Source organism: Streptomyces sp. CHD11 (genome assembly GCF_018638295.1).
Lineage (GTDB): Bacteria > Actinomycetota > Actinomycetes > Streptomycetales > Streptomycetaceae > Streptomyces.
Genome location: NZ_JABTTS010000037.1, coordinates 18133 through 44937 on the forward strand (window position 1 = coordinate 18133; position 26805 = coordinate 44937).

General features: G+C 72.6%; 21 protein-coding genes and 2 pseudogenes. 16 read left to right on the plus strand and 7 right to left on the minus strand.

All coding sequences use genetic code 11. The annotated features are described in order from the left end of the window. The first annotated feature begins 29 nt into the window (after positions 1 to 29). The 3 genes and pseudogenes from panD to HTV45_RS29625 all read left to right on the plus strand — a co-directional run bounded on the left by panD (position 30) and on the right by HTV45_RS29625 (position 1371). Positions 30 to 452, plus strand: a complete 423-nt coding sequence (panD, locus tag HTV45_RS29615) for an aspartate 1-decarboxylase (protein WP_215208976.1) — start codon at positions 30 to 32, stop codon at positions 450 to 452. A gap of 20 nt (positions 453 to 472) precedes the next feature. Continuing rightward, positions 473 to 679: pseudogene (locus tag HTV45_RS29620) on the plus strand (N-acetyltransferase); the annotation flags it as partial. A gap of 20 nt (positions 680 to 699) precedes the next feature. Further along, positions 700 to 1371, plus strand: a complete 672-nt coding sequence (locus tag HTV45_RS29625) for an aspartate/glutamate racemase family protein (RefSeq protein WP_215208977.1) — start codon at positions 700 to 702, stop codon at positions 1369 to 1371. A 356-nt stretch (positions 1372 to 1727) separates the two neighbouring features. Here HTV45_RS29625 and gndA read toward each other — a convergent pair whose 3' ends face one another. Then, positions 1728 to 3167 (minus strand): NADP-dependent phosphogluconate dehydrogenase, encoded by a 1440-nt coding sequence (gene gndA / locus HTV45_RS29630; protein ID WP_215208978.1) that lies wholly within the window; start codon positions 3165 to 3167, stop codon positions 1728 to 1730. Between the two features lie 417 nt (positions 3168 to 3584). Here gndA and HTV45_RS29635 point away from each other — a divergent pair, with 417 nt between their 5' ends. Further along, the gene (locus tag HTV45_RS29635; RefSeq protein ID WP_215208979.1) at positions 3585 to 4829 is read left to right on the plus strand and encodes a transglycosylase family protein; all 1245 of its coding nucleotides are present in this window, start codon (positions 3585 to 3587) and stop codon (positions 4827 to 4829) included. Here HTV45_RS29635 and HTV45_RS29640 read toward each other — a convergent pair. Further along, complete coding sequence (locus tag HTV45_RS29640) at positions 4819 to 6015, minus strand: DMT family transporter (protein ID WP_215208980.1); 1197 nt, start codon at positions 6013 to 6015, stop codon at positions 4819 to 4821. The genes HTV45_RS29635 and HTV45_RS29640 overlap by 11 nt on opposite strands. Positions 6016 to 6225: 210 nt before the next feature. Between HTV45_RS29640 and HTV45_RS29645 the strand changes: the two genes are divergently transcribed. From HTV45_RS29645 to HTV45_RS29675, 8 genes and pseudogenes are all read left to right on the plus strand, one after another. Further along, positions 6226 to 6984 carry a (2Fe-2S)-binding protein gene (locus HTV45_RS29645; protein ID WP_215208981.1) on the plus strand — a complete coding sequence of 253 codons (759 nt, stop codon included), beginning with the start codon at positions 6226 to 6228 and terminating at the stop codon, positions 6982 to 6984. A gap of 38 nt (positions 6985 to 7022) precedes the next feature. Next, entirely contained in the window at positions 7023 to 8174 is a 1152-nt protein-coding gene (gene glgA, locus HTV45_RS29650; RefSeq protein WP_215208982.1) for a glycogen synthase, read from the plus strand. A 50-nt stretch (positions 8175 to 8224) separates the two neighbouring features. Then, positions 8225 to 9445 (plus strand): glucose-1-phosphate adenylyltransferase, encoded by a 1221-nt coding sequence (gene glgC / locus HTV45_RS29655; RefSeq protein ID WP_215208983.1) that lies wholly within the window; start codon positions 8225 to 8227, stop codon positions 9443 to 9445. Positions 9446 to 9791: 346 nt separating this feature from the next. Then, positions 9792 to 11252, plus strand: coding sequence for a wax ester/triacylglycerol synthase family O-acyltransferase (locus tag HTV45_RS29660; protein ID WP_215208984.1), 1461 nt, complete (start codon positions 9792 to 9794; stop codon positions 11250 to 11252). Positions 11253 to 11324: 72 nt separating this feature from the next. Then, complete coding sequence (locus HTV45_RS29665; protein ID WP_215208985.1) at positions 11325 to 12818, plus strand: SDR family NAD(P)-dependent oxidoreductase; 1494 nt, start codon at positions 11325 to 11327, stop codon at positions 12816 to 12818. Positions 12819 to 12973: 155 nt separating this feature from the next. Beyond that, positions 12974 to 13066: pseudogene (locus HTV45_RS34575) on the plus strand (EamA/RhaT family transporter); the annotation flags it as partial. 770 nt (positions 13067 to 13836) lie between these two features. Further along, the gene (locus tag HTV45_RS29670) at positions 13837 to 14010 is read left to right on the plus strand and encodes a hypothetical protein (RefSeq protein ID WP_215208986.1); all 174 of its coding nucleotides are present in this window, start codon (positions 13837 to 13839) and stop codon (positions 14008 to 14010) included. A 46-nt stretch (positions 14011 to 14056) separates the two neighbouring features. Further along, on the plus strand, positions 14057 to 14545 hold the full coding sequence (locus HTV45_RS29675) for a GNAT family N-acetyltransferase (protein ID WP_215208987.1): 489 nt from the start codon (positions 14057 to 14059) through the stop codon (positions 14543 to 14545). A 12-nt stretch (positions 14546 to 14557) separates the two neighbouring features. Here the strand turns inward: HTV45_RS29675 and HTV45_RS29680 are convergent, their stop codons facing one another. Continuing rightward, positions 14558 to 14953: a VOC family protein gene (locus HTV45_RS29680; RefSeq protein ID WP_215209034.1), complete on the minus strand. Its 396-nt coding sequence runs from the start codon at positions 14951 to 14953 to the stop codon at positions 14558 to 14560. A 565-nt stretch (positions 14954 to 15518) separates the two neighbouring features. On the opposite strand from HTV45_RS29680, the gene HTV45_RS29685 reads away from it, so the two are divergent. Then, positions 15519 to 18554: a glycoside hydrolase family 38 C-terminal domain-containing protein gene (locus HTV45_RS29685; protein WP_215208988.1), complete on the plus strand. Its 3036-nt coding sequence runs from the start codon at positions 15519 to 15521 to the stop codon at positions 18552 to 18554. Between the two features lie 31 nt (positions 18555 to 18585). Here HTV45_RS29685 and HTV45_RS29690 read toward each other — a convergent pair whose 3' ends face one another. Continuing rightward, positions 18586 to 20007, minus strand: coding sequence for a lipase maturation factor family protein (locus HTV45_RS29690; RefSeq protein WP_215208989.1), 1422 nt, complete (start codon positions 20005 to 20007; stop codon positions 18586 to 18588). Positions 20008 to 20151: 144 nt separating this feature from the next. Between HTV45_RS29690 and HTV45_RS29695 the strand changes: the two genes are divergently transcribed. Beyond that, positions 20152 to 22248, plus strand: a complete 2097-nt coding sequence (locus tag HTV45_RS29695; RefSeq protein WP_215208990.1) for a SpoIIE family protein phosphatase — start codon at positions 20152 to 20154, stop codon at positions 22246 to 22248. Positions 22249 to 22501: 253 nt separating this feature from the next. Next, positions 22502 to 23365, plus strand: a complete 864-nt coding sequence (locus tag HTV45_RS29700; protein WP_215208991.1) for an Fpg/Nei family DNA glycosylase — start codon at positions 22502 to 22504, stop codon at positions 23363 to 23365. A 24-nt stretch (positions 23366 to 23389) separates the two neighbouring features. Here the strand turns inward: HTV45_RS29700 and HTV45_RS29705 are convergent, their stop codons facing one another. The 3 genes from HTV45_RS29705 to HTV45_RS29715 form a co-directional block, all read right to left on the minus strand. Then, a complete protein-coding gene (locus HTV45_RS29705; RefSeq protein WP_215208992.1) occupies positions 23390 to 24052 on the minus strand; it encodes a zf-HC2 domain-containing protein in 663 nt (220 codons plus the stop codon). Between the two features lie 151 nt (positions 24053 to 24203). Beyond that, entirely contained in the window at positions 24204 to 24725 is a 522-nt protein-coding gene (locus HTV45_RS29710) for a hypothetical protein (protein WP_215208993.1), read from the minus strand. Between the two features lie 135 nt (positions 24726 to 24860). Further along, the gene (locus tag HTV45_RS29715) at positions 24861 to 25406 is read right to left on the minus strand and encodes a sigma-70 family RNA polymerase sigma factor (protein ID WP_215208994.1); all 546 of its coding nucleotides are present in this window, start codon (positions 25404 to 25406) and stop codon (positions 24861 to 24863) included. 211 nt (positions 25407 to 25617) lie between these two features. On the opposite strand from HTV45_RS29715, the gene HTV45_RS29720 reads away from it, so the two are divergent. Next, positions 25618 to 26772: a CapA family protein gene (locus tag HTV45_RS29720; protein ID WP_215208995.1), complete on the plus strand. Its 1155-nt coding sequence runs from the start codon at positions 25618 to 25620 to the stop codon at positions 26770 to 26772. The last annotated feature ends 33 nt before the right edge of the window (positions 26773 to 26805 follow it).

Below are 26805 nucleotides of genomic sequence, written 5' to 3' on the forward strand. Positions count from 1 at the left end.
GGCAGGGAGCCGTCCTTCAGGAGTCCAAAGTGCTGCGAACTTTGATCAAGTCCAAGATCCACCGCGCCACCGTCACCCAGGCCGACCTGCACTACGTGGGATCCGTGACGATCGACGCCGAGCTGCTCGACGCCGCCGATCTGCTGCCCGGTGAGCTGGTGCACATCGTCGACATCACCAACGGGGCCCGGCTGGAGACGTATGTCATCGAGGGTGAGCGCGGGTCCGGTGTGATCGGGATCAACGGGGCCGCGGCGCATCTCGTCCACCCCGGAGATCTGGTGATCATCATCAGTTACGCGCAGGTGACCGATGCCGAGGCGCGGACGCTGGAGCCCCGGGTGGTGCACGTGGACGCCGACAACCGCCTCGTGGCCCTCGGTGCCGACCCGTCCGAGCCGGTGCCGGGGTCGGACCAGGAGCGCAGCCCGCAGGCAGCGAACGCGGTCTGAGCCGCGCACGGCGGGGCGGTCTCGTGCCGGTGCGCACCGTGCTGGAGCCGGCCCACGGGGGCAGGGGCATCGCGGGATCGCTCGCCCGTGAGGACAGCGCCGTCGCGCCGTTTCGCCCGTACGGCGTCACGTGGGCCGAGCGCCACCCCGACCAGGCCCCGGCGGCCGGCCCGGAGCTGATCCGGGCGGCCCGCGAGGGGCCGACGGCGCGCCCCGGACGGTTCTGAGGGGAAGGGGAACGCCACTCGTGCTCGTACTTCTGCACACCTCGCCGGTCCATGTGCCCGTCTTCGACGCCCTGCGTGACGCGGGGCATCCCGGGCTCGGGCTGAGGCATGTTGTCGCCGAGGGGTTGCTGGAACGCGCCCGCGCCGCCGGTCCCGCCGCCGTCGCCGGGGAGGTGGGGGCGACGGTGCGGAGGGCCGTCGACGGTGGTGCGCGGGCCGTGCTGTGCACCTGTTCGACCATCGGGCAGGCCGCGGAGGCCGCCGCCCCGGAGGCGGGGGTTCCGGTGCTGCGTGTCGACCGGCCGATGGCGGCCGCGGCGGTGGCCGCCGGGCCCCGGGTGGCCGTACTCGCCGCGCTGGAGAGCACGCTGGGGCCGACGGCCGCCCTGATCGAGGAGGAGGCCGCCCGGGCCGGCCGACCCGTCCAGGTGCGGACCGTGCTGGTCGGCGGCGCCTGGGGGCGCTTCGACGCGGGGGACGGGGCCGGCTACGTACGCCGGGTGGCGGAAGCGGCCGACGCGGTCACCGGCGCCGATGTGATCGTGCTGGCCCAGGCTTCCATGGCGCCGGCCGAGCGGCTCACCACCGCCGCGGTCCCCGTCCTGTCCAGTCCCCGGCCGGGGCTCGACGCGGCGGCGGCCCTCGTCCGGGCGGGTGACTGGCGGGTGGCCCGCAGGGTAGGCGGGGAGTAGTCCAGAGCGGATGCCGGCCGGCGGACCGGCCGGAACAGAGCTGGAGGGCACGCGCCATGACGAACCCGTACCCGGACCCGGTCCCGCCGGGACCCACCCCGGGACCCACCCCGGACCCCCCACCCGCGCCCGAGCCGCCGCCCGGACCGGCCCCGACGCCCCCGCCCCCGCCGCACCCGGGACCGCAGCCGCCTCCGCCGCACCCGGGTCCCCCCGAGCCGTCCCCGTCGCCCATCCCCCCGGGCCCAGAACCGGTCCCGGACCCGGAGCCCGGACCGCCGCTGCGCTGACTCACGGTGCCGCGAGCCGGTCCAGGCCGCGGCACCGTGACACGACAGTCACCCCGACAGTCCCTGTTACGCGGACACCTCCGACCGGTCACCGCCCCACAGCGTGTGGAAGGAACCGTCGCGGTCCGTGCGGCGGTAGGTGTGCGCGCCGAAGTAGTCGCGCTGCCCCTGGGTGAGCGCGGCCGGCAGACGCTCCGCGCGCAGCGCGTCGTAGTAGGCGAGGGCGGCAGCGAAACCGGGAGTCGGCACACCCTGACGCGTTGCCGCGATCAGGACCTCGCGCCAGTCGTCCTGCGCGTCCGCGATCTCCCGCGCGAACGTCTCGTCGGACAGCAGGCTCGGCAGGTCCGCCCGCGCGTCGTAGGCGGCGCGGATCCGGTCGAGGAAGGCCGCCCGGATGATGCAGCCCTCGCGCCAGATCGCGGACACCGCGCCGAGGTCGATGCCCCAGCCGTACTCCTCGCTGCCCGCGGCGACCTGGTGGAAGCCCTGGGTGTACGACACGATCTTCGACGCGTACAGCGCCTGCTCCACGCGGTCCGCGAACGCCGACGCCTCCGACTCGCCCATCGGCGTGGACTTCGGCCCGGCCAGCCCGCGCGAGGCCTCACGCAGCGCCGCATGGCCGGAGAGCGAGCGGGCGAACACGGCCTCGGCGATGCCCGACACCGGCACGCCCACGTCGAGCGCGATCTGCACGGTCCAGCGTCCCGTGCCCTTCTGCTCCGCCTGGTCCACCACCACGTCCACGAACGGCATGCCCGTGGCCGCGTCCACGTGCGACAGCACCTCGGCCGTGATCTCGATCAGATACGAGTCCAGCCGCCCGGTGTTCCAGGTGCGGAAGATTTCCGCGATCCGCGCGGGGGAGTACCCGGCCACATCGCGCAGCAGCTGGTACGCCTCACCGATCAGCTGCATGTCGGCGTACTCGATGCCGTTGTGCACCATCTTCACGAAGTGCCCGGCACCGTCCGGACCCACATGCGTCACACAGGGCGCTCCGTCGGCCGCCTTGGCGGAGATCTTCTCCAGCATGGGGCCGAGCGAGTCGTAGGACTCCTTCGGACCGCCCGGCATGATGCTGGGGCCGTGCAGCGCACCCTCCTCGCCGCCGGAGACACCCATGCCGACGAAGTGGATGCCCTGCTCGCGCAGCGCCTTCTCCCGGCGTCGGGTGTCGGCGAAGTGCGCGTTGCCGCCATCGATGATCATGTCCCCGGGCTCCAGCAGGGGGGCGAACTCCTCGATCACCGCGTCCGTCGGCTCACCGGCCTTCACCATCACGACCAGCCGCCGCGGCCGCTCCAGCGCCGCCACGAACTCCTTGGCCGTCTCGGCCGCCACGAAGTTCCCCTCGTCGCCGAACTCGTCGACCAGCGCGTGGGTGCGCGCCGAGGTGCGGTTGTGCACCGCGACCGTGTAACCGTTGCGGGCGAAGTTGCGTGCGAGGTTGCGGCCCATGACCGCGAGCCCGGTGACGCCGATCTGCGCTGAACTGCTCATAAGGGTGGCTCCTAGTGACCTTGCTGTCGGTACTGCCGGTGTGACGGTGCTGCCGGTCGACGCCCGCAAGTCCTACGCCGACCATCCTGACGTGCCGTACTCGTGGGCGCACGCGCGGGTGCTCAGGCACCGCGCAGGCACATACGGGCGAAGGCACCCGTCGTACTCAGCCGCCGTACCCGGCGGCCGGCACCCCGGACCGCTGTACCCACCCGGCGTACCCACCCGGCGCACGCTCCCGCGTGCCCCGCGGACGGACGCATCCGCCCGCGCACACACGCTCCTGCGGAGCAAAAGGGTGCCAGGAGCGGAGATTCCCGGCCGTGCGGCGCATCCGTGCGGCCGATAGCCGCCTTGTCACGGCTGGTTCGCAGCGCTTACTTTTGCCCCTCCTGACGCAAAGTCGAGGGGGATTCCATGGCCGCGCGCGGCAGGCACCGCCGGTATCAGCCGAACAGAATCAACCGGGCCTCGCTCACCGTCACCGCGGGCGGTGCGGGGATGGCGCTCCCGCTCATGGGAACCGGCGCCGCTCAGGCCGCCGACGTGGAGACCTGGGACAAGGTCGCCGCCTGCGAGTCCACCGGCAACTGGGACATCAACACGGGCAACGGCTACTACGGCGGGCTCCAGTTCACGCAGTCCACCTGGGAGGCGTTCGGTGGCGCCCGGTACGCGCCGCGGGCGGATCTGGCCACCAAGGACCAGCAGATCGCCGTCGCCGAGAAGGTTCTCGACGGCCAGGGTCCCGGTGCCTGGCCGGTCTGTTCGGTGCGGGCGGGACTGACAGCGGGAGGCGGCACCCCCGATATCCGGCCGGCCGCCGGAAAGAAGCCGGACCGGTCCGACCGGTCCTCCGTGGATGACGTCAAGCCGCACACCACGCCCCAGTCCCGGGCGGGCCGCGCCGAGATGTACACGGTGGTCCGCGGCGACACCCTCTCCGGCATCGCGGAGGAGGAGCGGCTCCGGGCCGGCTGGCGGGGGCTCTACGAGGCCAACCGCTCGACCATCGGGGCCGACCCCGACCTGATCGTCCCCGGCCAGCGCCTCGCCCTGCCCGACGGCGCGGCCAAGGCTCCCGCGAAGCCGCCGGAGAGGAAACCGGCCGAGCAGAAGGAGAAACGGCCGGACAGGAATACAGACGGGAAGACCGGCAAGAAGTCAGCCGGGCCGGCCCAGAAGGCCGAGAAGAAGGCCGAGAAGAAGGCCGAGAAGCGCACCGAGGACCGTGCCGACCGCACCGCCAAGAGCGGCGGGGACCGCGTCGCGCCCGTCAGCGCCGCGCTCGGCACGCCCTACCACAAGGCGGGCTCCGCCTGGTCGAAGGGCTACCACACCGGCGTGGACTTCCCCGTCCCCACCGGCACGCCCGTGAAGTCGGTCGGGGCCGGCACCGTGGTGAGCGCGGGCTGGGAAGGCTCGTTCGGCTACCAGGTGGTCGTCCGGCACGCGGACGGACGCTTCAGCCAGTACGCGCATCTGTCGGCGATCTCGGTGAAGAGCGGCCAGTCCGTCGGCGCGGGGCAGCGCATCGGACGCTCCGGTTCGACGGGAAACAGCTCGGGCCCGCATCTGCACTTCGAGGTGCGGACGGGGCCCGGTTTCGGATCGGATGTCGATCCCGTCGCCTACCTGCGGGCGGGCGGGGTCAGGATTTGACGCGTGTCCGGTGCCGGTCCACCGCCGGCACCGGCACATACGGGCCACCGTAGAACGGCGCGTACGACACCATCGGTACCAGGGCAGCCGGACCGGGGCCGTCCGCCCGGCTGTCCGCCGGCGGAACGGGGAGGGCCACGAGCCGTACGTTATCGGGAAGCGCGAGTTCGGCCAGCAACAGCTCGGCCGGATCCGCCGCGCCCCGCTCGGCGGGCTCCGTCCCCGGACGCCCTGTCACCACCGACCCGGACCGGGCGGCGACGGCCGGCTCGGGCCGGGGGGCGGGAACCGCCGCGGTCCCGGACTCCGGCACGAGGACTCCGGCGCCGGCCGTTCCGGCCGCCTCCTGGTGCTCGCGGGCCAGCCGCTCCGTCGTGAGCAGGATCAGCCCGCCCGCGGCCACCACACCACAGCTCAGCGCGAGCACCGTGCCCGTCGTGCCGTAGCGGAAGGTCTCGCCGAACATCGTGATGCCGACCGCGGCGGCGACCACCGGGTTCACCACCGTCAGCATGGCCAGCGGCGCCGCGAGGCCGGCCCCGCGGTAGGACGCCTGGGACAACAGCATCCCGGCCGTGGCCAGAACGCCGATCACGGCAAGGGACGGGACGTTCGCCGCCGAGACCCCACCGGTCCAGTCGACCGCCACGGTCTTGGTGAAGACGGAGGACATACCGAAGGCGACACCGGACGCGGTGGCCAGCAGGATGCTGCGCACCGCGGGATGCCGGTGCGCGGTTCGCGCCGCGATCATCAGAGCCACGATCGCACCGGCCGTCACCAGCGCCGCGGTGACCCGCTGCGCGGTGTCCAGCGACCGGGCCTCGGCCGAGCCGACCAGGGCGAGCAGACCCGCGAGACCCACCGTCGCCATGATGGCGCCCCGCCATGCGGTCGCCCCGGCCTTGCGGCCGACGAACAGCGCGGCCATGGGCAGCGCGAACACGATGGTCAGCGCGCCCAGCGGCTGCACGAGGCTCAGCGGGCCGTAGGCGAGCGCCACCACGTGGAGCAGTCCGCCGAGGCCGTTCAGCGCGACCGCCGCCCACCAGCCCGGCCTGCGCAGCGGCGCGTACTGCTGCGTGCCGGGTGAGGACACCGCGACCTGCTCCTGCACGATCGCTCCGCCGGCGTACGCCACGGCAGAGACGAACGACAGCAGCACGGACAACGCAAGGGCGCTCATCGGCTGCTCCTCTGCGCAGGACCGGTGCGGTGGACCGGGCTCGGCGAACGTTCGGCTCTCATACCCAACACGATGCCGTCTCGGGCTGTTCCCGTCGTCGTCCCTGAGCACTCAATGAGTCCTACTGCCGATGGAGTACGACGGCCGCCCCGTCATCCCCTGGGTGGGTGCCCTGCGAGGGAGGGCCCCTAGTTGCTTCCCTTAGGCGGCTTGGTACTACTGCACCTCGTGGACCTCGACTCCTGCCTCACGGCCCTTCACCGCCTCGGTGGCTTCTACGTACTGCGCACGGGTGAAGTTCCCGGCCGCCGTCTGCCGACGCTCGCCCAGGCATACGGCCCCCGGCGCCCGGACGGACCGGACGACGCCCTGACCGCACGGATCCACCGGGTGGCCGGAGCCCTGCGGACCCCCGAGGCCCGGGTCGCCGCGTCGGTGGCCCAGCAGGGGCTCGCCGCACGCCTGTGGTCCGTGGCCCTCGGCTCCGCCGCCCTCTGCGGCGCCGTCCCCGACCTCGCCCCGCGACTGCTGCGCTGGGACCCCCTGGGCAGCGCCCCCGACGACCTGTGGCTGACCGAGGTACGCCCGCTTCCCGCCGCCGACGCGGCGGCCATGGCCCAACTGGTGCTGCACGGCCACCTCCAGCCCCTCGCCGCCGCCCTGCGCTCCCGCCACCCGCTCGCGCCCGGACTGCTGCGCGGCAACGCGGCCTCCGCGCTGGCCGGCGCCGCCCGTGAGCTGGACCGCTGGGGGCGCAGGCACGGCCGTACGGACGTCGCCGCCCGGGCAGGCTCCCTGGCCCGTGAACTTCTTGCGGACCCGCTGCTCGCCGGCACCGGAACCCTCACCGGCACCGCCTTCAGGCGCCGCAGCTGCTGCCTGTACTACCGGGTGCCCGGCGGGGGCCTGTGCGGCGACTGCTGCCTCGTACGGCCGCCCCGCTCTTCCCCACGCGCCTCATCTGGGTGACCATGAGGACAAGGTCCGCTCAGACAGGGGGTTCGCACGTGCGAGTGGGACTGCTGACCAGGGAGTACCCCCCGGACGTGTACGGCGGCGCGGGGGTGCACGTGGAGTTCCTCGCCCGGGAGCTGAGATCCCTGATGGACCTCGAGGTGCACTGCTGGGGCGAGGGCCGGACGGACGGCGTGCTGCGCCACCGTCCCTGGACCGCGCTCGACGGCTCCAACGAGGCCCTGCGCACCTTCTCCGCCGACCTCGCCATGGCCGCCGCCCTGCAGAGCCGCGAACTCGTCCACTCCCACACCTGGTACGCCAACCTCGGCGGCCACCTCGCCAAGCTGCTGTACGGCATCCCGCACGTGATGACCGCCCACTCGCTGGAGCCGCTGCGCCCCTGGAAGGCCGAACAGCTCGGTGGCGGCTACGCCCTGTCCAGCTGGGCCGAGCGCACCGCCGTCGAGGCCGCCGACGCGGTCATCGCGGTGTCCGGCGCCATGCGCGACGACGTCCTCGGCTGCTACCCGACCCTGGATCCCGGGCGGGTGCACATCGTGCACAACGGCATCGACACCGCCCTGTACCGCCCCGACCCCGCCACCGACGCGCTGGACCGGATCGGCCTGGACCGCTCCCGCCCGTACGTGCTGTTCGTCGGCCGGATCACCCGGCAGAAGGGGGTGCCCCATCTGCTGCGGGCGGTGCGCGGCATCGACCCGGCTGCACAGGTGGTGCTCTGCGCCGGCGCCCCCGACACTCCCGAGATCGACCGCGAGTTCCGCGAGCTGTACGAGGAGCTGAGCAGGGCACGCGAGGGCGTGCACTGGATTCCGCAGATGCTGCCGCGCCCGGAGGTGATCCAGTTGCTCACCCATGCGGCCGTGTTCGTGTGCCCCTCGGTGTACGAGCCGCTCGGCATCGTCAACCTGGAGGCCATGGCGTGCGGCACCGCGGTGGTCGCCTCCAGGGTCGGCGGCATCCCGGAAGTCGTGGCGGACGGCTCCACGGGGGTACTCGTGGACGCGGACGACACCTTCGAGGCGAGCCTGGCGCAGGCGCTCGACTCGGTCCTCGGCGATCCGGCCGCCGCGCGGCGGATGGGTGAGGCGGGACGGGAGCGCGCGGTCACCGAGTTCGGCTGGGACGCGGTGGCGCGGCGGACTGCCGGGCTCTACGAGGAGATCCTCGAACAGGCTTAGTCCGGTCCGTCGGGGGCAGTCTTGGGAAAATCGGCGTGAGGGGAGCGGCCATGCGTCGTGGTGGTCCTTCGGTCCTGGGAATCGTGCTGGCGGGCGGCGAGGGCAAGCGCCTGATGCCGCTCACGGCGGACCGCGCCAAACCGGCGGTCACCTTCGGCGGCACCTACCGCCTGGTCGACTTCGTGCTGTCCAACCTGGTCAACGGCGACATCCTGCGCGTCTGCGTGCTCACCCAGTACAAGTCGCACTCGCTGGACCGGCACATCACCACCACCTGGCGGATGTCCAGCCTGCTCGGCAACTACGTCACCCCGGTCCCCGCACAGCAGCGCCTGGGCCCCCGCTGGTACCTGGGCAGCGCCGACGCCATCCTGCAGTCGCTGAACCTGGTGTACGACGAACAGCCCGAGTACGTGGCCGTGTTCGGCGCCGACCACGTGTACCGCATGGACCCGCGCCAGATGCTGGCCCAGCACATCGAGAGCGGCGCCGGGGTGACGGTGGCCGGGATCCGGGTGCCCCGCTCGGAGTCCTCCGCCTTCGGAGTGATCACCCCGGGTCCGGACGGGCAGACCGTGGAGGGCTTCCTGGAGAAGCCGGCCGATCCGCCCGGACTCGCCGACGATCCCGCATGCGTGTTCGCCTCCATGGGCAACTACCTCTTCACCACCAAGGCGCTCATCGAGGCCCTGCACCGGGACGCCGAGGACGAGGAGTCGGTGCACGACATGGGCGGATCGATCCTGCCCCAGCTGACCGAGCGGGGCGAGGCCCACCTGTACGACTTCAGCTCCAACCACGTACCCGGCGAGACCAGCCGTGACCAGGGCTACTGGCGGGACGTCGGCACGCTGGACGCGTACTACGAGGCGCACATGGACCTGATCGCCGAGCGCCCCGCGTTCAACCTCTACAACCGGCAGTGGCCGGTCTACACCCACTCCGGCCAGCTCTCCCCGGCCCGGTTCAACGCGGGCGGCATGGCGAGCGAGTCGATCATCAGCGCGGGCTGCCTGATCCGCGGTCAGGTCACCCGGTCCGTGCTGTCCCCGGGCGTGGTGGTCGATCCGGGTGCCGTGGTGCAGGGGTCGATCCTGCACGACAACGTGCATGTGGGGCGGGGCGCGGTGGTGCGCGGGGCGGTGCTCGACAAGAACGTCGAGGTGCCGCCGGGCGCCACGATCGGCGTCAATCCGGAGCGGGACGCGGAGCTGTACGCGGTGTCCAAGGGCGGCGTCATCGCGCTGGGCAAGGGCCAGCGGGTGCCGTAGTCCGTGGAAGAGCGGAGCGTCGCCTCCGGGCGGCGGGCCGTCCGCGTCGCGGGTGGACCGGCGGGCCGTCCATGTCGCGGGAGGACCGGCGGCGCGGACCCCTGAACCACCGGACGGTGCCCCCGGTGGGCCGCGCCCGTCCGGGTGGTGTCCGTCACCCGTGAGGCGGTGGACGCCCCCGTGCCGCCCCGTTTTCCCGGGCCGCCGCCCCCTTTCGCCGCACCGGCACCAAGGAGCGAAGGCGTCACATGGTGTTGACTATGTGTCACCAGATCGTACTTGACCGTAATCGGCCGGGAGCGATTGACTGCTGATCCGTTTCCGTCGTCGACGCGAGGCCCCGCTCATGACCGCAGACCCGCTCGCCCCTCTCGACCTGGCGTTCTGGAACATCGAGTCCGCCGGTCACCCGATGCACCTCGCGGCGCTCGGCGTCTTCTCCGCCGGCTCGCCGTCCGCGGCGGCCCACGCGGCCGATCTGCTGGCCTCCCGGGCCGCCGCCGTCCCCGGACTGCGGATGCGGATCCGGGACACCTGGCAGCCGCTCGGCCTGCGGCGCCCGCTGTCGGCGCTGCGCATGCCGTGGCCGCGCCCCGGCGAACCCCTCGCCGGCGCGCTCCGGCAGCCGCTCGCCTCGGTGGTGCGCCGGTCGCTCGCCTTCGGCGGCGCCGCCCGGGAGCCCGCCCCCGGCTTCGATCCCCTCGACCACGTCCGGCTGCACCCGCCGGCCGCCGACTTCCACACCGCGGCCGGCCGGCTCATGGGTCACCCGCTGGAACGCACCCGGCCCCCCTGGGAGGCCCATGTGCTGCCGGGAGAGGACGGTGCCTCCTTCGCCGTCCTGTTCAAGTTCCACCACGCCCTCGCCGACGGGCTGCGCGCCCTCACCCTGGCCGCCGCGCTGATGGATCCCATGGACCTTCCCACGCCCCGGCCCCGCCCCACCGCACCCGCGCGCGGACTCCTCCCGGACGTGCGCGAGGTCCCCGGCCTGGTCCGTGAGGCTCTGTCCGACGCGGGCCGGGCCCTGGACATCGGCGCCGCCGTAGCCCGTTCCACCCTCGACATGCGCTCCTCGCCCGCGCTGGCCTGTGCGCCCAGCGGCACCCGTCGCACCGCCGGCGTGGTGATCGACCTGGACGACGTCCACCGCATCCGCAAGAGCGCCGGCGGCACGGTCAACGACGTGCTCATCGCGGTCGTCGCCGGCGCGCTGCGCCGCTGGCTCGACGAGCGCGGCGACGGCAGCGAGGGCGTGGCCCCGCGCGCCCTCATCCCCGTCTCCCGGCGCCGGCCGCGCACCGCCCATCCGCAGGGCAACCGGCTCTCCGGGTACTTGATGCGGCTCCCCGTCGACGAGCGGGACCCGCTCGCGCGGCTCACCCACGTGCGCACCGCCATGGACCGCAACAAGGACGCCGGCCCGCACCGGGGCGCGGGGGCCGTCGCCCTGCTCGCAGACCATGTGCCGCCGCTGGGCCACCGGCTCGGCGGCCCGCTGCTCGGCCAGGCCGCCCGGCTCTGGTTCGACGTCCTGGTCACCAGCGTGCCGCTGCCCGGCTTCGGGCTGAGGCTCGGCGGTGACCCGCTCGGCGCGGTGTTCCCGCTCGCGCCGCTCGCCCCCGGCCACTCCCTCGCCGTGGCGGTCTCCACCTACCGGGGGCGCGTCCACTACGGCCTGGTCGCCGACGGCGAGGCCGTCCCGGACCTCGACCGTCTGGCTGTCGCGCTGAGCGAGGAGGTGAGCACGCTGACCGCCGTCTGCGATCACCGGGGGACGCGGTTTGGTGCCGTGGCCGGTCGCTGAAGTAAAATCCGCTGTTCGACAGCGGATGCGAACGGAGCGCCGCGAGAAGCAGAGCGGGAAGCGGCAGCGGCGATGACGGTGACACAGGACGGCCCCGGGGCCACGGACGCGGTGGCATACGGGCCCGGCATCGACCCGGAGCGGCTCGCCGTCTGCCTCGGCGTGCTCGAGGAACTCGACAAGCTCGACGTCGACCACCCGGACGCGGTCCTGGTCCGCCGGGCCACCTCGCACATCTACCGCACGGTCAAGCAGCGCCGCCGCCAGGAGCGCCGGGCCGCCAAGACCGCCCACGACAAAGCCGTCACCGAGGCCACCGCCACCGGCTCGGCCGAGCGCATCGACGACGAGACCGAGGGCATCCTGCCCTCCTCCCGCGTGGAGCAGGGCCGGATCGCGGGGATACTCCAGCGCCCGCGCTCCTGCTACACCTGCAAGACCCGCTACGTCGAGGTCGACTACTTCTACCACCAGCTCTGCCAGGACTGCGCGGCCGAGAACCGGACCCGGCGCGACGCCCGTGCCGACCTCACCGGCAAGCGGGCGCTGCTCACCGGTGGACGCGCCAAGATCGGCATGTACATCGCGCTGCGGCTGCTGCGCGACGGCGCCCACACCACCATCACCACGCGCTTCCCCAAGGACGCCATCCGCCGTTTCAAGGCCATGGACGACTCCGGCGACTGGATGCACCGGCTGGAGGTCGTCGGCATCGACCTCCGCGATCCCGGCCAGGCCGTCGCGCTGGCCGAACGGGTGGCGGACCAGGGCCCGCTCGACATCCTGATCAACAACGCCACCCAGACCGTGCGCCGGCTGCCGTCCGCGTACGCCGCGCTCGTCGACGGCGAGAGCGCCCCGCTGCCGGCCGGTGAGCTGCCCGCCCACCACACCATCGGCGCGTTCAACTCCGGCGCGGTCGACGGACTGACCGCGCTGCCCGCCGGGGTCAGCGGGCTCGACGCGCAGAAGGTGGCCGACCTCGCCCTGGTCGCGGGGAACGCCAGCGTGGTCCGGCACCGTGACGGCACCGCCATCGACGCGGGCGGCCTGCTCCCCGACGTCGTCGACTCCAACACCTGGGTCCAGACCATCGAGCAGATCTCGCCGGTGGAACTGCTGGAGACCCAGCTGTGCAACTACACGGCGCCGTTCATCCTGATCAGCGCGCTGCGTCCGGCGATGGCCGAGGCCGCGCGCCGCGCGTCCGCAGGGCGGGCCTACGTCGTCAACGTCTCCGCGATGGAAGGCGTGTTCGACCGTGGCTACAAGGGCGCGGGACACCCCAACACCAACGCCGCCAAGGCCGCCATCAACATGGTGACGCGGACCAGCGCGCAGGAGATGTTCGACACCGACCGCATCCTGATGACCTCGGTCGACACCGGCTGGATCACCGACGAGCGTCCCCACTTCGACAAACTGCGCCTCGCCGACGCCGGTTTCCACGCCCCGCTCGACCTGGTCGACGGCGCGGCCCGCGTCTACGACCCGATCGTGCGCGGCGAGGCGGGCGAGGACCTGTACGGCGTCTTCCTGAAGGACTACGCGCCCGGCCGCTGGTGACCGGGGTGGCCGACGGGCCGTGAGTCCGCCGTGCCCAGCCGGGAGGTGCGCGCCGCCAGGAGTTCCAGCACGGTGCGCCAGTCCTCCAGCACCCCGGCGTCGAAACAGGCGGTGCGGGCCTCCTCGGCTGCCGTGCGCAGGGCGGCGAGGTCGTCCCCGGCCGGCAGGCCTCCCTGCGCGGTCTGCTGTCCATCGTCTTCATCGGCTCCCTGCTCGCCTATTTCCTCCGCTCGCTCACCGAGGNGCCGGCAGGCCCGGCCGGGGACGACCGCGGACGAGTGCGGCGACCCGCGCGCCGAGCAGTTCCCGTACCGCGTCCGCCGCGTGATCGGCGCCCGCCGCCGGGTCGCCGGGGCACGGATGCCGGCCGAGGTGCATGACCAGACCGGCCACCTGCAGCTCCTTGTCCGCGGGCCGGCCCCGGCGCAGCAGCGCCGCGGTCCGCAGGGCGTGCTCGTACGCGTCGGCCGGGACACGGCCGCGGTTCTCCCGCGTGCCCCGGCACGCCCGCAGCAGGTCCATCAGCTCCTCGACGGTGCGCGGTTCCATGCGCCGGTCCTCCCGGGAGACAGCCGTTGCCGTGCGGCAGCACACCATGGCGAGCTTGCCGCCGGGCCAACGGAAACCGAACTGCGTCATGACCACGCGGCCTTGTCGAAAACGTCGACACTCATGTACTCCGAATGAGTGAATGAATCCGCTGCGTTCCTCCCGGAATGGTGGTATATCACCGATGATCGCGTACGACCCGTCGCGTGATTGTTACCCGCAGTTTCGAGCCCCATCGAGCGGGGGGTCGCTCATCTGGTTACTCTGATGCCGACGGACAGCAGCAAGGGTCCTACCCGCACCCACGGTCCGTCTGGGACCAGCCGGTTCACAACGGCCCGCTCCTCCCCGAGTTGCCGGCGCCACCGCGTCCGAACGGCATGCGAATCAGACCCGAGCGGACGTCGGACGCCAGGCACAGGGCCGACGCGGTACGTCCCCAGGGTGACCGACACATAAGGAGTGCGCGGTGACACCGGAACAGACGAAACAGGAAGAGCGCCCCAAGGAACGCCCCGAGCGGTCCGGCCGCAGGCCAGGGCAGCTCGGGAGTCTCGACGTGTGGGCCCGTTCGGCCCCGATCCGCCTGGCCGGCTACGAGGACGACCTCGCCGAGCCGCACATCCTCCCCAGCGTCGACTGAGCCGGCGCACGCCGCCCCGACCTGTGGGCGTGCCAGACTCGCACCCATGCTGATCAGGGAAGCGACCGCCGACGACTGGCCGCGCATCTGGCCGTTCTGGCACCGTGTCGTCGCCGCCGGCGAGACCTACACCTGGGACCCGGGCACCTCCGAGGAGGACGCCCGGGCCCTGTGGATGAACCCGGCGAAGCAGGTGTACGCCGTCGAGGGCGACGACGGGACCGTCGTCGCCTCCGCGTATGTCACACCGAACTACGCGGGCCCCGCCGCGGGGATCGCCAACGCCGGCTTCATGGTCGACCCGGACCGGGCCGGCCGGGGCATCGGCCGTCTGCTCGCCGGGCACGTCCTGGACGAGGCACGGAAGGCCGGCTACCGGGGCATGGTGTTCAACGCCGTCGTCGAGACCAACCCGGCCGTGAAACTGTGGACTTCGATGGGCTTCACGATCCTGGGCACGGTGCCCGAGGCGTTCGACCACCCCCGGCACGGGCGGGTCGGCCTGCACATCATGTACAAGGCGCTCCTGCCCTGAGGCCGACGGGCGTCAGGGCCTGACGTAGGGCCGGGTCATGATCTCCATGTTGTGGCCGTCCGGGTCGTCGAAGTAGGCGCCGCGTCCGCCGAACAGATCGTTGACCCGGCCCGGCCGGGTGTGACCGGGATCCGCGTAGTAGGTGACGCCGGCCGACTCCAGACGCGCGATCATGGCGTCGAACCGCTCCTGGGGCACGAGGAACGCGTAGTGCTGGGACTGGACCGGCTCGTCCCGCATCTCGTAGTAGTCGAGGGTCACGCCGTTGCCCAGGTCGACCGGGAGGAACGGACCGAACGGGGCGCCGACCTCCAGTCCCAGGATCCCGGCGAGGAACTCGGCGGAGGTGCGGCGGTCACGGGCGTAGACGGCGGTGTGGTTGAGCTCGATGTGCGGCGCTTCGGGCATGGCTGACATGTCTCCGGTCTCGATTTCCACGGGTGGGTCCGCGCGAGGCGGCGCGGGGTCGCTGCCGCGCACGGGAGCGCGGCGGGGCGAGGTGGGGAAAGGGAACGCGGAGCGTGCGGCGGGCCACGGGCCCGCGCGGGCGGGGACGGCCCCCGCACCGGCCTCACACCGAGGCCGGGAGCGCCTTACGTGTATGGCCCATGGCCGACCCGGCAGTCACCCGGCCGAGCCTAGACCCTCACGGCCGGTCACGACAAGATCCCAACGGCCCCCGGGCCGGGTCCGGCGGGAGCGGCCGGACGAAGCCGACGGCTGCCGCGGGTACCGGCGGGCGAGGGCCGGTGCGGCCGGCCGCGAGCCGGCGGAAGGCGGCGAGGCGACGGGCTCCGCCCGAGCGGAGCCGAGGCGCGTGCGCCGCCGCCACGCGCTCCACGGCAGGGCGGGGCGTGCCGGGGCCGGTCCGGCACGGTCCGCCGGACCGGCTCCGCCTCGCTGGTTCGAACGGGTACGCACCGGGGGAGTGGTACCCCTGGTGACCACCCGCCCTCAACCATGGAGCGCCCCCATGCATGACGACCGCACCCTGGTCGAAGCGCGCCTGAGGCGTGTCCTCGACGAGCGTGTCCGCCCCGCCGTGTACCCCGAGTCCGTGCCCCTCGAGGTGGCGGCGTGGCACGCGCCCGGAGAACCCGTCCCCGTCGCCGAAGGGCTCGCGGCCGATCCCGGACCCGTCGAGGTGGGCGCCCGCTGGGGCGCCCCCTGGGGCACCAGCTGGTTCCGGGTCACCGGAACCGTCCCCGAGGCCTGGGCCGGCAGGACGGTGGAAGCCCTCCTCGACCTCGGTTTCGACGAGAACATGCCCGGCTTCCAGTGCGAGGGACTGGTGTACCGGCCCGACGGCACCCCTGTGAAGGGTCTCCACCCCCGCAACCAGTGGGTACGGATCGCCGCGCCCGCCCGGGGCGGGGAGGAGGTGCGCCTGCACATCGAGGCCGCCGCGAACCCCGTCGTCCTGGACTACCACCCCTTCCGGCCGACCCGGCTGGGCGACCGGGACACGGCGGGCGGTGAACCGCAGTACCGGCTGGCCCGCATGGACCTCGCCGTCTTCGACGAGACGGTCTGGCAGCTGGTGATCGACCTCGAGGTGCTCGGCGAGCTGATGGCCGAACTGCCGGCCGACTCACCCCGCCGCTGGGAAATACTGCGCGCGGTGGACCGCGCCCTGGACGCCGTGGACCTCCAGGACGTCAACAGCACGGCAGCGCGAGCCCGTTCACTGCTCACCGAGGTGCTGTCCGCGCCCGCCGTCCCCTCTGCGCACCGCATCAGCGCCGTCGGCCACGCGCACATCGACTCGGCGTGGCTGTGGCCACTGCGCGAGACCGTACGCAAGGTGGCCCGTACGGCCGCCAACATGACCGCCCTGCTGGACGACGAACCCGAGTTCGTCTTCGTCATGTCGCAGGCCCAGCAGTGGGCGTGGGTGAAGGAACACCGGCCCGAGGTGTGGGCGCGGGTGAAGAAGGCGGTCGCCGACGGGCGGTTCGTGCCGGCCGGCGGCATGTGGGTGGAGTCGGACACCAACATGCCCGGCTCGGAGGCGATGGCCCGGCAGTTCGTGCACGGCAAACGGTTCTTCCTCGACGAGTTCGGCGTGGAGAACGACGAGGCGTGGCTGCCGGACACCTTCGGATTCGCCGCCGGACTGCCCCAGATCATCAAGGCCGCGGGCGCCAAGTACCTGCTGACGCAGAAGATCTCCTGGTCGCGGACGAACAGCTTCCCGCACCACACCTTCCGCTGGGAAGGCGTCGACGGCACCCGGATCTTCACCCACTTCCCGCCCGTCGACACCTACAACTGCTCGATGACGGGCGCCGAGATCGCCCACGCCGTCCGCAACTTCAAGGACAAGGGCGCGGCCCGCCACTCCCTCGCGCCCACCGGATTCGGCGACGGGGGCGGCGGCACCACCCGCGAGATGGTCGCCAGGGCGGCCCGGCTCCGGAACCTGGAGGGCTCCGCGACGGTGACCTGGGAGACCCCGTCCGCGTTCTTCGCCAAGGCCGAGGCCGAGTATCCCGAACCGCCCGTCTGGGTCGGGGAGCTCTACCTGGAACTGCACCGCGCCACCCTCACCAGCCAGGCCGGCACCAAGCAGGGCAACCGCCGCAGCGAACACCTGCTGCGCGAGGCCGAGCTGTGGGCGGCCACGGCGGCCGTACGGACCGGATTCCCCTACCCCTACGAGGACCTGGACCGCATCTGGAAGACGGTGCTGCTGCACCAGTTCCACGACATCCTGCCCGGCTCCTCCATCGCCTGGGTGCACCGCGAGGCCCGCGCCACCTACGCCCGGATCGCCGGTGAACTGACCGGCATCATCGACGCGGCGCAGCGCGCCCTGGCCGGCGAGGGAGAAGTCCCGCTGGTCTTCAACGCGGCCCCGCACTCCCGCTCGGGCGTCCCGGCGGGCGGCGCGCGTCCGGCCGCGCACGACGGCCGCACCACCCTCGCGGCACGCCCCGGCGGCGGGCACATCCTCGACAACGGCCTGCTCCGGATCGAGATCGACGCCCGCGGGCTGCTGGTCTCCGCCCACGACACCGCGGCGGACCGGGAGACCATCGCCCCGGGGCAGGCCGGCAACCTCCTCCAGCTCCATCCGGACCTGCCGAACATGTGGGACGCGTGGGACGTCGACGCGTTCTACCGCAACACGGTCACCGACCTGACGGACGCGGACGAGGTGGCGGCCGGGGGCGACGGCGCCTCGGTGCGGATCGTCCGCTTCTTCGGGGACTCCCGGGCCACCCAGGTGCTGTCGCTGCCGCCGGGGGAGCGGCGGCTGGTGGTGGACACCGAGGTCGACTGGCACGAGACGGAGAAGTTCCTCAAGCTCGCCTTCCCGCTCGACCTGCACACCGAACGCTACGCGTCCGAGACGCAGTTCGGGCACTTCTACCGGCCGACCCACACCAACACCTCCTGGGAGGCGGCCAAGTTCGAGGCGTGCAACCACCGCTTCGTCCACCTCCAGGAACCGGACTGGGGCGTGGCCGTCGTCAACGACTCGACGTACGGCCACGATGTGACCCGCACGGTCCGCGGCGACGGCGGTATCACCACGACGGTCCGGGTGTCCCTGCTGCGCGCCCCGCGCTTCCCCGACCCGGAGACCGACCAGGGCGTGCACCGCTTCCGGCACGCGCTGGTGCCGGGCGCCTCGATCGGTGACGCGGTGCGCGAGGGCTGGCGGGTCAATCTGCCCGAGCGGCGGCTCACCGGTGCCGGTGAGGTCGCGCCCCTGGTGACGGCCGACCGGGAGGCGGTCGTGATCACGGCGGTGAAGCTGGCCGACGACGGCAGCGGTGACGTCGTGGTCCGTTTCCACGAGGCCTGCGGCGCCCGTGCCCGCGCCACCCTCACCACCGGGTTCGCGGCCGGCGGCGTTGAGGTGACCGACCTGCTGGAACGCCCGCTCGCGGACACGCAGGCGCCTGCGCTCGACGGTGACCGGATCACCGTCCGCCTGCGCCCCTTCGAGCTGATGACCCTGCGGCTGCGGCGGGCACGCCTGGGCGGGACCGGGAGCTGAGGGCGCCGCCGCCTTCCCGCCGCCACCGTGTCTACGGCCTCCGGTCCGTCCCCGTCAGCCGGGTCGGCGGCAGGAATTCGCGTACGTAGGTGCGGTCCCAGCACGCGCCCGTCTCCCGCAGCTCCCGCCAGGTCGTGAAGTGGTAGCGGAAGAGACGGGCGCGGATGTGCCGGGGCGGCGTGTCCGCGGGGAACGGGGAGCGGCGCAGCAGCCTCAGCGTGTCCCGGTCGTTCTCCAGCAGACGTTCCACCAGCACCCCGAACCACGGCCCGGCGTACGCGGGCGACAGCGCGGCGAACCACATCAGCCAGTCGAGCCGCAGATGGTACGGCGCGAACTGGCGCGGCCAGCGCCGCGGATCACCCGGCTTGCCCTTGAACTCGTACTCCCGCCAGTCGCCGTCCTTGCGGGGCACCTCGTCCGCCGTGCCCTCCACGACCACCTCGTAACGGATCCGGCTGACGCTGCCGAACGCCCCGTAGGTGTTGACCAGGTGCAGCGGATCGAAGGAGCGGTTCATCACCTGGCGGGGGGAGAACATGTTGCGCACCGGCTGCCAGGACAGGCCGAGCAGCAGCGCGGACACCGCCGACACGACCACCACGTACCACAGCGGTGCCCCGGGCACCGGGGGCGGATCGGCCGGGAACGCGATCACCGGCAGGGCCAGCACGATGGTGACCCAGTTCAGCCACGCGAAGTTGCCGGACAGCACCAGCCAGAGCTGGGTGACGATCATCAGCGCGGCGGCGGCCGAGGCGACCGGCTGCGGAGCGAACAGCAGGAACGGCAGCACCAGCTGGGTGACATGGTTCGCCGCCACCTCGACCCGGTGCAGCGGCTTCGGCAGATGGTGGAAGAACCAGCTCAGCGGCCCCGGCATGGGCTGCGTCTCGTGATGGTGGTCCAGACAGGTCAGTTTCCGCCAGCACGCGTCGCCGCGCATCTTGATCATTCCGGCCCCGAACTCCACCCGGAAGAGGACCCACCGCAGCAGGAACAGCACCACGACGGACGGCGCCACCTCGTCGTTGCCTAGGAACACGGCGAGAAAGCCGACCTCCAGCAGCAGCGACTCCCAGCCGAACGAGTACCAGGTCTGCCCCACGTTGACGATCGACAGATACAGCGCCCACGGCACCAGCCACAGCAGCATCCCGCCCCACAGCGGAAGCAGTGAGTCCAGCCCCGCGAGCAGCGCCGCCGACACCGCACAGCCCGTCCAGGTGCACCCCGCGAAGAACCGGTCCGAGTAGTACCGGTGGAACAGGCTCGGTGACCTCCTGAACGGCACCCGCTCCACGAAACGCGGCACCGGCAGCATCCCGCGCTCACCGATCAGCGCGCGGAACTGCAGCGCCGCCGTCAGGAACGCCACCAGGTAGAGTCCGGCCAGCGCCCGCTGGAAGACCAGCCGGCCCAGCCAGTACTCGGATGCGGTGAACCACTCCACGGCCCCGCTCCTTCCACCGTCGTCCCGCCGCGCATGTGCGACTCCCCGTATATCACCGGGCGGCGCCGGAATCCCGCGGAAGGGAGGCGGGAGCGAGGAGGCCCAGCGGTCGAGGAATCACGTGAATCCTGGCAAAGTGGCCCCATGCCCGATCGGGGAGCGAGCCCCCCGTCACTCCCGGACGACTGGCCGGACCACCCGGATCCGATCCTGGTGCTCAACCGCATGGGCAGCTTCGACTGGGATCTGGACGCCGGGGTGCTGCAGATGGACGCCCAGGCGCACGAGATCTTCGACGTGCGCCCCGACGAGTACGACGACCGGCCCGAGACCCTGTCGACGCGGATGCCACCGGCGGAGGCACTGCGGCTGGACGCCGCGGTCTCCCAGGCGATGAAGAACGGCAGCGAGAACTACGGTGCCTACTTCCGTGTCCGCCGCCGCGACGGCGCGCTGCGCTGGACCCACACCCAGGGCTGCATTCGCCGGGACGCGACCGGCAGGCCCCGCCGCATCATCGGCATCGTCCGGGACGCCACCCAGGAGCTCAGCGACTCCGAGGCCCGCCGCGCACAGGCCGAGCAGGAGGACGCCCGCCGCCGGCAGACCAACATCGTCCAGCTGACCACCGCCGCTCTCGCCCACGCCCGCACCGTGCGGGAGGTCATCGACGCCCTCAAGGACACGCACGGACTCACCCATCTGGGCGCCACCAGTCTCGTCATGGGGCTGGTCGAGGCGGGCCGGATCCGGCTCATCGCCGAGGGGCCCGACGGCAGCTTCGTCGAGGGCACCCGCATCACCGGAATGGACGAGGCCTACCCGATGAGCGAGGCGGTGCGCACCCTCAGCCCGTGCTTCATCGAGTCGCCGGAGGAGTTCGCCGAGCGCTACCCCACGCTCTGGCAGGGCATCACCGGCCTCGACATCACCTCGGCCGCCTACCTGCCGCTCATCGTCCAGGCCCGCCCGATCGGGGCGATGGGCCTGCTCTACAGCGACCGGCGCGGCTTCTCCGCCGAGGAGCGCAACATCCTGGTCGCCCTGGGCAGCAGTATCGCGCAGAGCCTGCAGCGCGCCCAGTTCTACGAGCAGGAGATGGACCTCGCCCAGAAGCTGCAGCAGGCCATGCTGCCGCGCACCATCCCCAGCGTGCCGGGCGCCGATCTGGCCGTGCGCTACCGGGCCGCCACCATCGGCGGCAGCCTCGGCCGGGACATCGGAGGGGACTGGTACGACCTGATCCCGTTGCCCGGCGGCCGGGTCGGCGCCGTCATCGGCGACGTCCAGGGGCACGACACGCACGCAGCCGCCGTCATGGGCCAGCTGCGCATCGTGCTGCGGGCCTACGCGGCCGAGGGACATCCGCCGGCCACCGTGATGGCCCGCGCCTCCGTCTTCCTGAACGAACTGGACACCGACCGGTCCGCGACCTGCCTCTACGCCGAGGCGGACCTGTCCACCGGCGTGCTCCAGATGGTGCGGGCCGGACACATCGACCCGCTGGTCCGCCGTACCGACGGCTCCTGCGAGCGGCTCACCGTGCCCGGCGGGCTGCCGCTCGGTCTGTCCGCGGAGTTCGGCGGGCTCGACTACCCGGTCGGCACCATGGAGCTCGACCCCGGCGACACCCTGCTGCTGTGCACCGACGGCCTGGTCGAGCAGCCCGGCGCTGACCTGGACGACGGTATGAAGACCCTGTGCGCGCTGATCGCCGTCGGCCCCGACGACGTACGCGACCTCGCCGACCGGCTCATCGACGTGGCCGAGGAACGCGGCGGTGACGACGACGTGGCGCTGCTCCTGCTGCGCCGCCGCGCCCTGGACAGCCCGCGCTCCGGCGGCCGGCTCAAGCAGTACGTGCCGCCCGGCGATCCGGGGGCGCTCTCCGAGACCCGGCGCATGATCCGTACGGCGGTCAGCGCGTGGGGCGCGCGGGAACGGGCCGACGACATCGAACTGGTCGCCGACGAGATGATCACCAATGTGCTGATGCACACCGAGGGCACCGCGGTCGTCACCCTCCGGGTCCTCACCGGCAAGGACCGGCGCCTGCGCGTGGAGGTCGAGGACTCCTCCAGCGCCCTGCCGCGCCGCCGTGAGCCCGGTGAGTCGGGCGTCTCGGGCAGGGGCCTCCTCCTGGTGGAGATGCTCACCGACGTCTGGGGTGTGGAGGCGCGGGGCGGCGGCAAATGCGTGTGGAGCGAGTTCGTGGTGTCCAAGGGCCCGGACCCGTCCTGACCCCCTCCCCGTGCACGCCCGCGGGCGTGCACGCCGGACGCCGGTCCGCCCCGGCCGCGCGGAGCGGTTCCGCCCTTCACACGGGGCACGCACCGCCCGCCGTACGGGCCTCCCGCGTGCGGAGCCGGCTACGTGACGTGTGCCGGACGAGCTCCCGGACCCGGCGGGCCGTGCCGGGTGCGGGGCGGGCGGCCGGGGCCGGACCGCTGCGGGACGACCTGAGCACCGGCGCCCCGGGTGGCACCCTTGACGTATGCCGGAACTCCCCGAGGTCGAGGCGCTCAGGGACCTTCTCGCCGAGCACCTGACCGGCCACGAGATCGTCCGGGTGCTGCCCGTGGCGATCAGCGTCCTGAAGACCTACGCCCCGCCGCCGACAGCCGTCGAGGGCCGTGAGGTCACCGCCGTGCACCGGTACGGCAAGTTCCTCGGCCTCCGGACGGACGGCGGCCCGTATCTCGTCACCCACCTGGCCCGTGCGGGCTGGCTGCACTGGAAGGACCGCCTTCCCAGCGGCCCGCCCCGCCCCGGCAGGGGACCGCTGGCCCTGCGGGTCGCGCTGGAGACCGGCGCCGGCTTCGACCTCACGGAGGCCGGGACCCAGAAGCGGCTCGCGGTGTACATCGTGGCGGACCCCGCGGAGATCCCGGGCATCGCCCGGCTGGGCCCGGACCCGCTGGCCGAGGACTTCGACGAGCGGCGCCTGGCGGACCTGCTGTCCGGGGAGCGCCGCCGCATCAAGGGCGCCCTGCGGGACCAGGGCCTGATCGCGGGTGTCGGGAACGCCTACAGCGACGAGATCCTGCACGCGGCCCGGATGTCCCCCTACAAACCGGCCGGCTCCCTCACCCCGGAGGAGACCACCCGCCTGTACGAGGCGCTGCGCACCACCCTCACCGAGGCGGTGGAACGCTCCCGGGGCGTCGCGGCCGGACGGCTGAAGTCCGAGAAGAAGAGCGGCCTCAGGGTCCACGGCCGTACCGGCGAGCCCTGCCCGGTCTGCGCAGACACCATCCGCGAGGTCTCCTTCAGCGACTCCTCGCTGCAGTACTGCCCGACCTGCCAGACCGGCGGCAGGCCACTGGCCGACCGAAGGCTCTCCCGCCTGCTGAAGTGAGCCCCCCGGGCAGGCCCCGGGGTGTCACCCGGTGCCCGCGGTGTCCAGCGTCACCAGGTGCTCGCCTTCCGCCGTCCGCACCTCGTAGCGGGCGATCTCGTCGGCATGCATGGCGGAGCCGCTGAGCATCGTGTTGGGGCGGGCGTCATGGCGGGGCACGGTCCAACTGGTCACCGTCTCCTCGGAGCCGTCCCGGCCGATCACCACCAGCCGGCAGGCACGGGGCCCCGCGCCGTCCTTGACCTTCAGCTCCATCCGGCTGCCCCAGGCCTCGTCCGCCGTCGTCACCTCGGCCCACACCCCGGACAGTTCGTCGGTGGCCGCGATACTCACGGGGGCCGCACCACCGCCCCGCGCCGTCACCGCGGCCAACGGCGCCGTCACCGCGATCACCACGGAGGCCGCCAGGGCGAGGAGCAGCCGGCGACGCCCGGTGCGACTGCGGGCCTTGACCTCCGACAGCAGCCGGTCCAGCATCCTCGGACCGGGCTTGGCCAGTGGGTGCACGGGGCGTGGAGTGGCGCTCCGGTACAGCATCAACTGACGTGTCGCAGCGCCGAATTCGGTCACCTGGACAGCGCAGCTGGGGCACTCCATGAGGTGGTCCTCGAAGCGGAACGCCTCCGCCTCGTCCAGCACGCCGAGCGCGTAGGCGCCGACGTCGCGATGCCTCTCCAGGGACCTCATGCCGAATCCTCGTGCCTTTGGGTGCGGGTGGGGTTACTCCTTGCTCCCACCGGTACGCACCAGTCGGCCGAATCACTCAAGCCGCGTGCCGAATCGTAACCAAAGGATTCGGAGCCCTCCGGCCCGCGGATTGGTCGGATCTCCGAGGAGGCTAGAAGAGGTGGATGGCGAGGTGGCCGAGCGGCAGCCCGAGCTGCCAGGCGGGCGTCCAGACCTTGGGACCCTCGTCCTCGCCGCTCCCGGCGGCGCCCCCCGGTACCGCGTTCAGATCCGGCGCCAGCAGCTCCGTCTCGCGCAGCCAGCGCCAGGCCTCCCGGGCCAGCTCCAGGTCCGGGTCGGGAGCGTTCCGGCCGGAGGCGGCGGCGTCCGCGGCCAGGTCGGCCAGACGGCCCTGCACCCATTCCTGCCACGGCTGGTCGTAGGCGGTCAGCGACAGCCAGGTCTCCATCTGGGTGATCACCCGGATGCCGGACAGTTCGCCGTCGGTGTCGGACAGGAAGACGGTCAGCGCCAGCGCGTCCCGTCCGGCCCGGAACTCGAAGGACGTCGGCGGCATGAGATCGCCGCTGCGCAGCAGTTCGTCGGCGATGTACTCGGCGTACAACCAGGCCATGGGGACAGCCAGTTCACCGTCGCCGGCGCCGTCCGTGTTCTCTCGACCTCTGTGCAGCATCCCTTCCTGCCTTCCTCCGGTACGTGCGCGTCGCCCGACCCGGGCCCCCGGTCCGGAACACGGATGAGGACAGCCGATTACTCAACCGGGGTCGTCGGCAAGGCGCTTTACGAAGGCTTGACCCGGCAGTCGGTTTCACCGCATGTCGGAGGCGTATCCGGGAAGCACCCGGCGCAGGGCACGCAGTGCGTAGTACGCGCGGGACTTCACGGTACCGGGCGGGATGCCGAGGGCCGTCGCGGCTTCCGCCACACTCGCCCCCTGGAAGTACACGAGCACCAGGACTTCACGGTGCTCAGGGGTGAGAGTCTTCACAGCCTCGCGGACATCGAGCGTCGCCACGGCCCGCTCGGCGTGGTCGGAGATCACCCGCGCGTTCTCCAGCAGGGCGTCCCCGACCTCGGGCGGACGGGCCTGCCGGGCCCGGCGCGCGTCGATCGCGAGCCTCCGTCCCACGGTCAGCAGCCAGGGCCTTACGGAGTCGAAGTTCTCGGCGCGCAGGGCCTCGGGGTGCTGCCAGGCGCGCACCAACGTCTCCTGCACCAGATCCTCCGCGCGCTGCCGGTCCCCGTCGCAGAGCCGGAGCAGCAGCGCGAAGAGAGGCCGGCCGTGCTCGCGCTGCAGTGCGGCGAGCTCGTGCTCGGCGGTCGTCCCGTTCGTGAGTGTGATTCCGGCCGTCATGGCCGTATGGCAACGTACGGCGCTCCCCGGGGACAGGGCGTGCACAGGAGCGTGCGGCGGACGGTCGATCGCGTCGGCGAACGGTTCGACGAACGGTCGAGGCGGTCGTTCACGCACGCCGGACGGGCTAAAAGGCGTGTCGGAACAGTCGGCGGAGAGATGAGGCTTCTTACCTGTTTATCCATTAATGCGACTACAGCGGGGTGAAGTGATGATCGCACGCAGTCGGCAGCTGGCCATCGTCCTGACCGTCGTCCTCGCCGCGGGCGCCGCCTGCCAGGCCCGCGGCCACCAGCCACCGGAACCGGGGCATCCGGCCCCCTCCGCGACGAAGCACCGTGGCTTCACCCTCGTCGCCTCCGGCGATGTGCTGCCCCACAGCTCGATCATCGAACGCGCCCGCCACGACGCCGGCGGCACCGGCTACGACTTCCGGCCGATGCTCTCCGGCATCCGCTCCGTCGTCGCACCGGCGGACCTGGCGCTGTGCCACATGGAGACCGTGTACGGCGCCGACGGCGACTACGCCGGCTACCCCCTCTTCCGGTCCCCGCCCGAGGTCGCCCAGGGCCTCGCCGCCACCGGCTACGACGGCTGCTCCACCGCTTCCAACCACACCCTCGACGACGGCACGGAAGGCATCCGCCGCACCCTCGACGCCCTCGACCGGGCCGGCGTACGACACGCCGGCTCCGCACGCGACGAACGGGAGGCCCGCACGGCGACCGTGCTGCGCGCGGGCGCGGCGCGCGTCGCCCATCTCGCCTACACCTACGACACCAACGGCCTCCCGCTGCCCCCCGACCGGCCCTGGGCGGTGAACCTCGTCGACGAGGCGCGGATCGCCGACGACGCGCGGGCTGCCCGCGGGGCCGGGGCCGACGTCGTCGTGGTCTCCCTGCACTGGGGCACCGAATGGCAGGACGCCCCGGACGAGTCGCAACTCGGCCTGGCCCGCTCGCTCACCGCCTCGACAACCGGCGGCCGCCCCGACATCGACCTGATCCTCGGTACCCACGCCCACGTCCCGCAGGCGTACGAGAAGGTCAACGGCACCTGGGTGATCTACGGCATGGGAGACCAGATCGCCGGTGAGATGACCAACCACGACGGCGTCCAGGACCCGCGCGGCAACCAGTCCACCCTGGGCCGCTTCACCTTCGCCCCGCCGCGGCGTCCCGGCGGACGCTGGGAGGTGACCCGCGCCGAGTTCGTCCCGCAGCTCTTCGACGTGGACGCCGGACGCACCGTCAACCTCAACCAGGCGCTCGCCCGGGGCGCCGAGGTGCTGTCGGTGCGCGACCGGATCCGCGACATCGTGCTGAGCAGGGGCGCGGCACAGGACGGGCTCGTGATGGGGGAGTGAGGACCCGTCACCGCGCGCGGCGAGCCCCGGCCG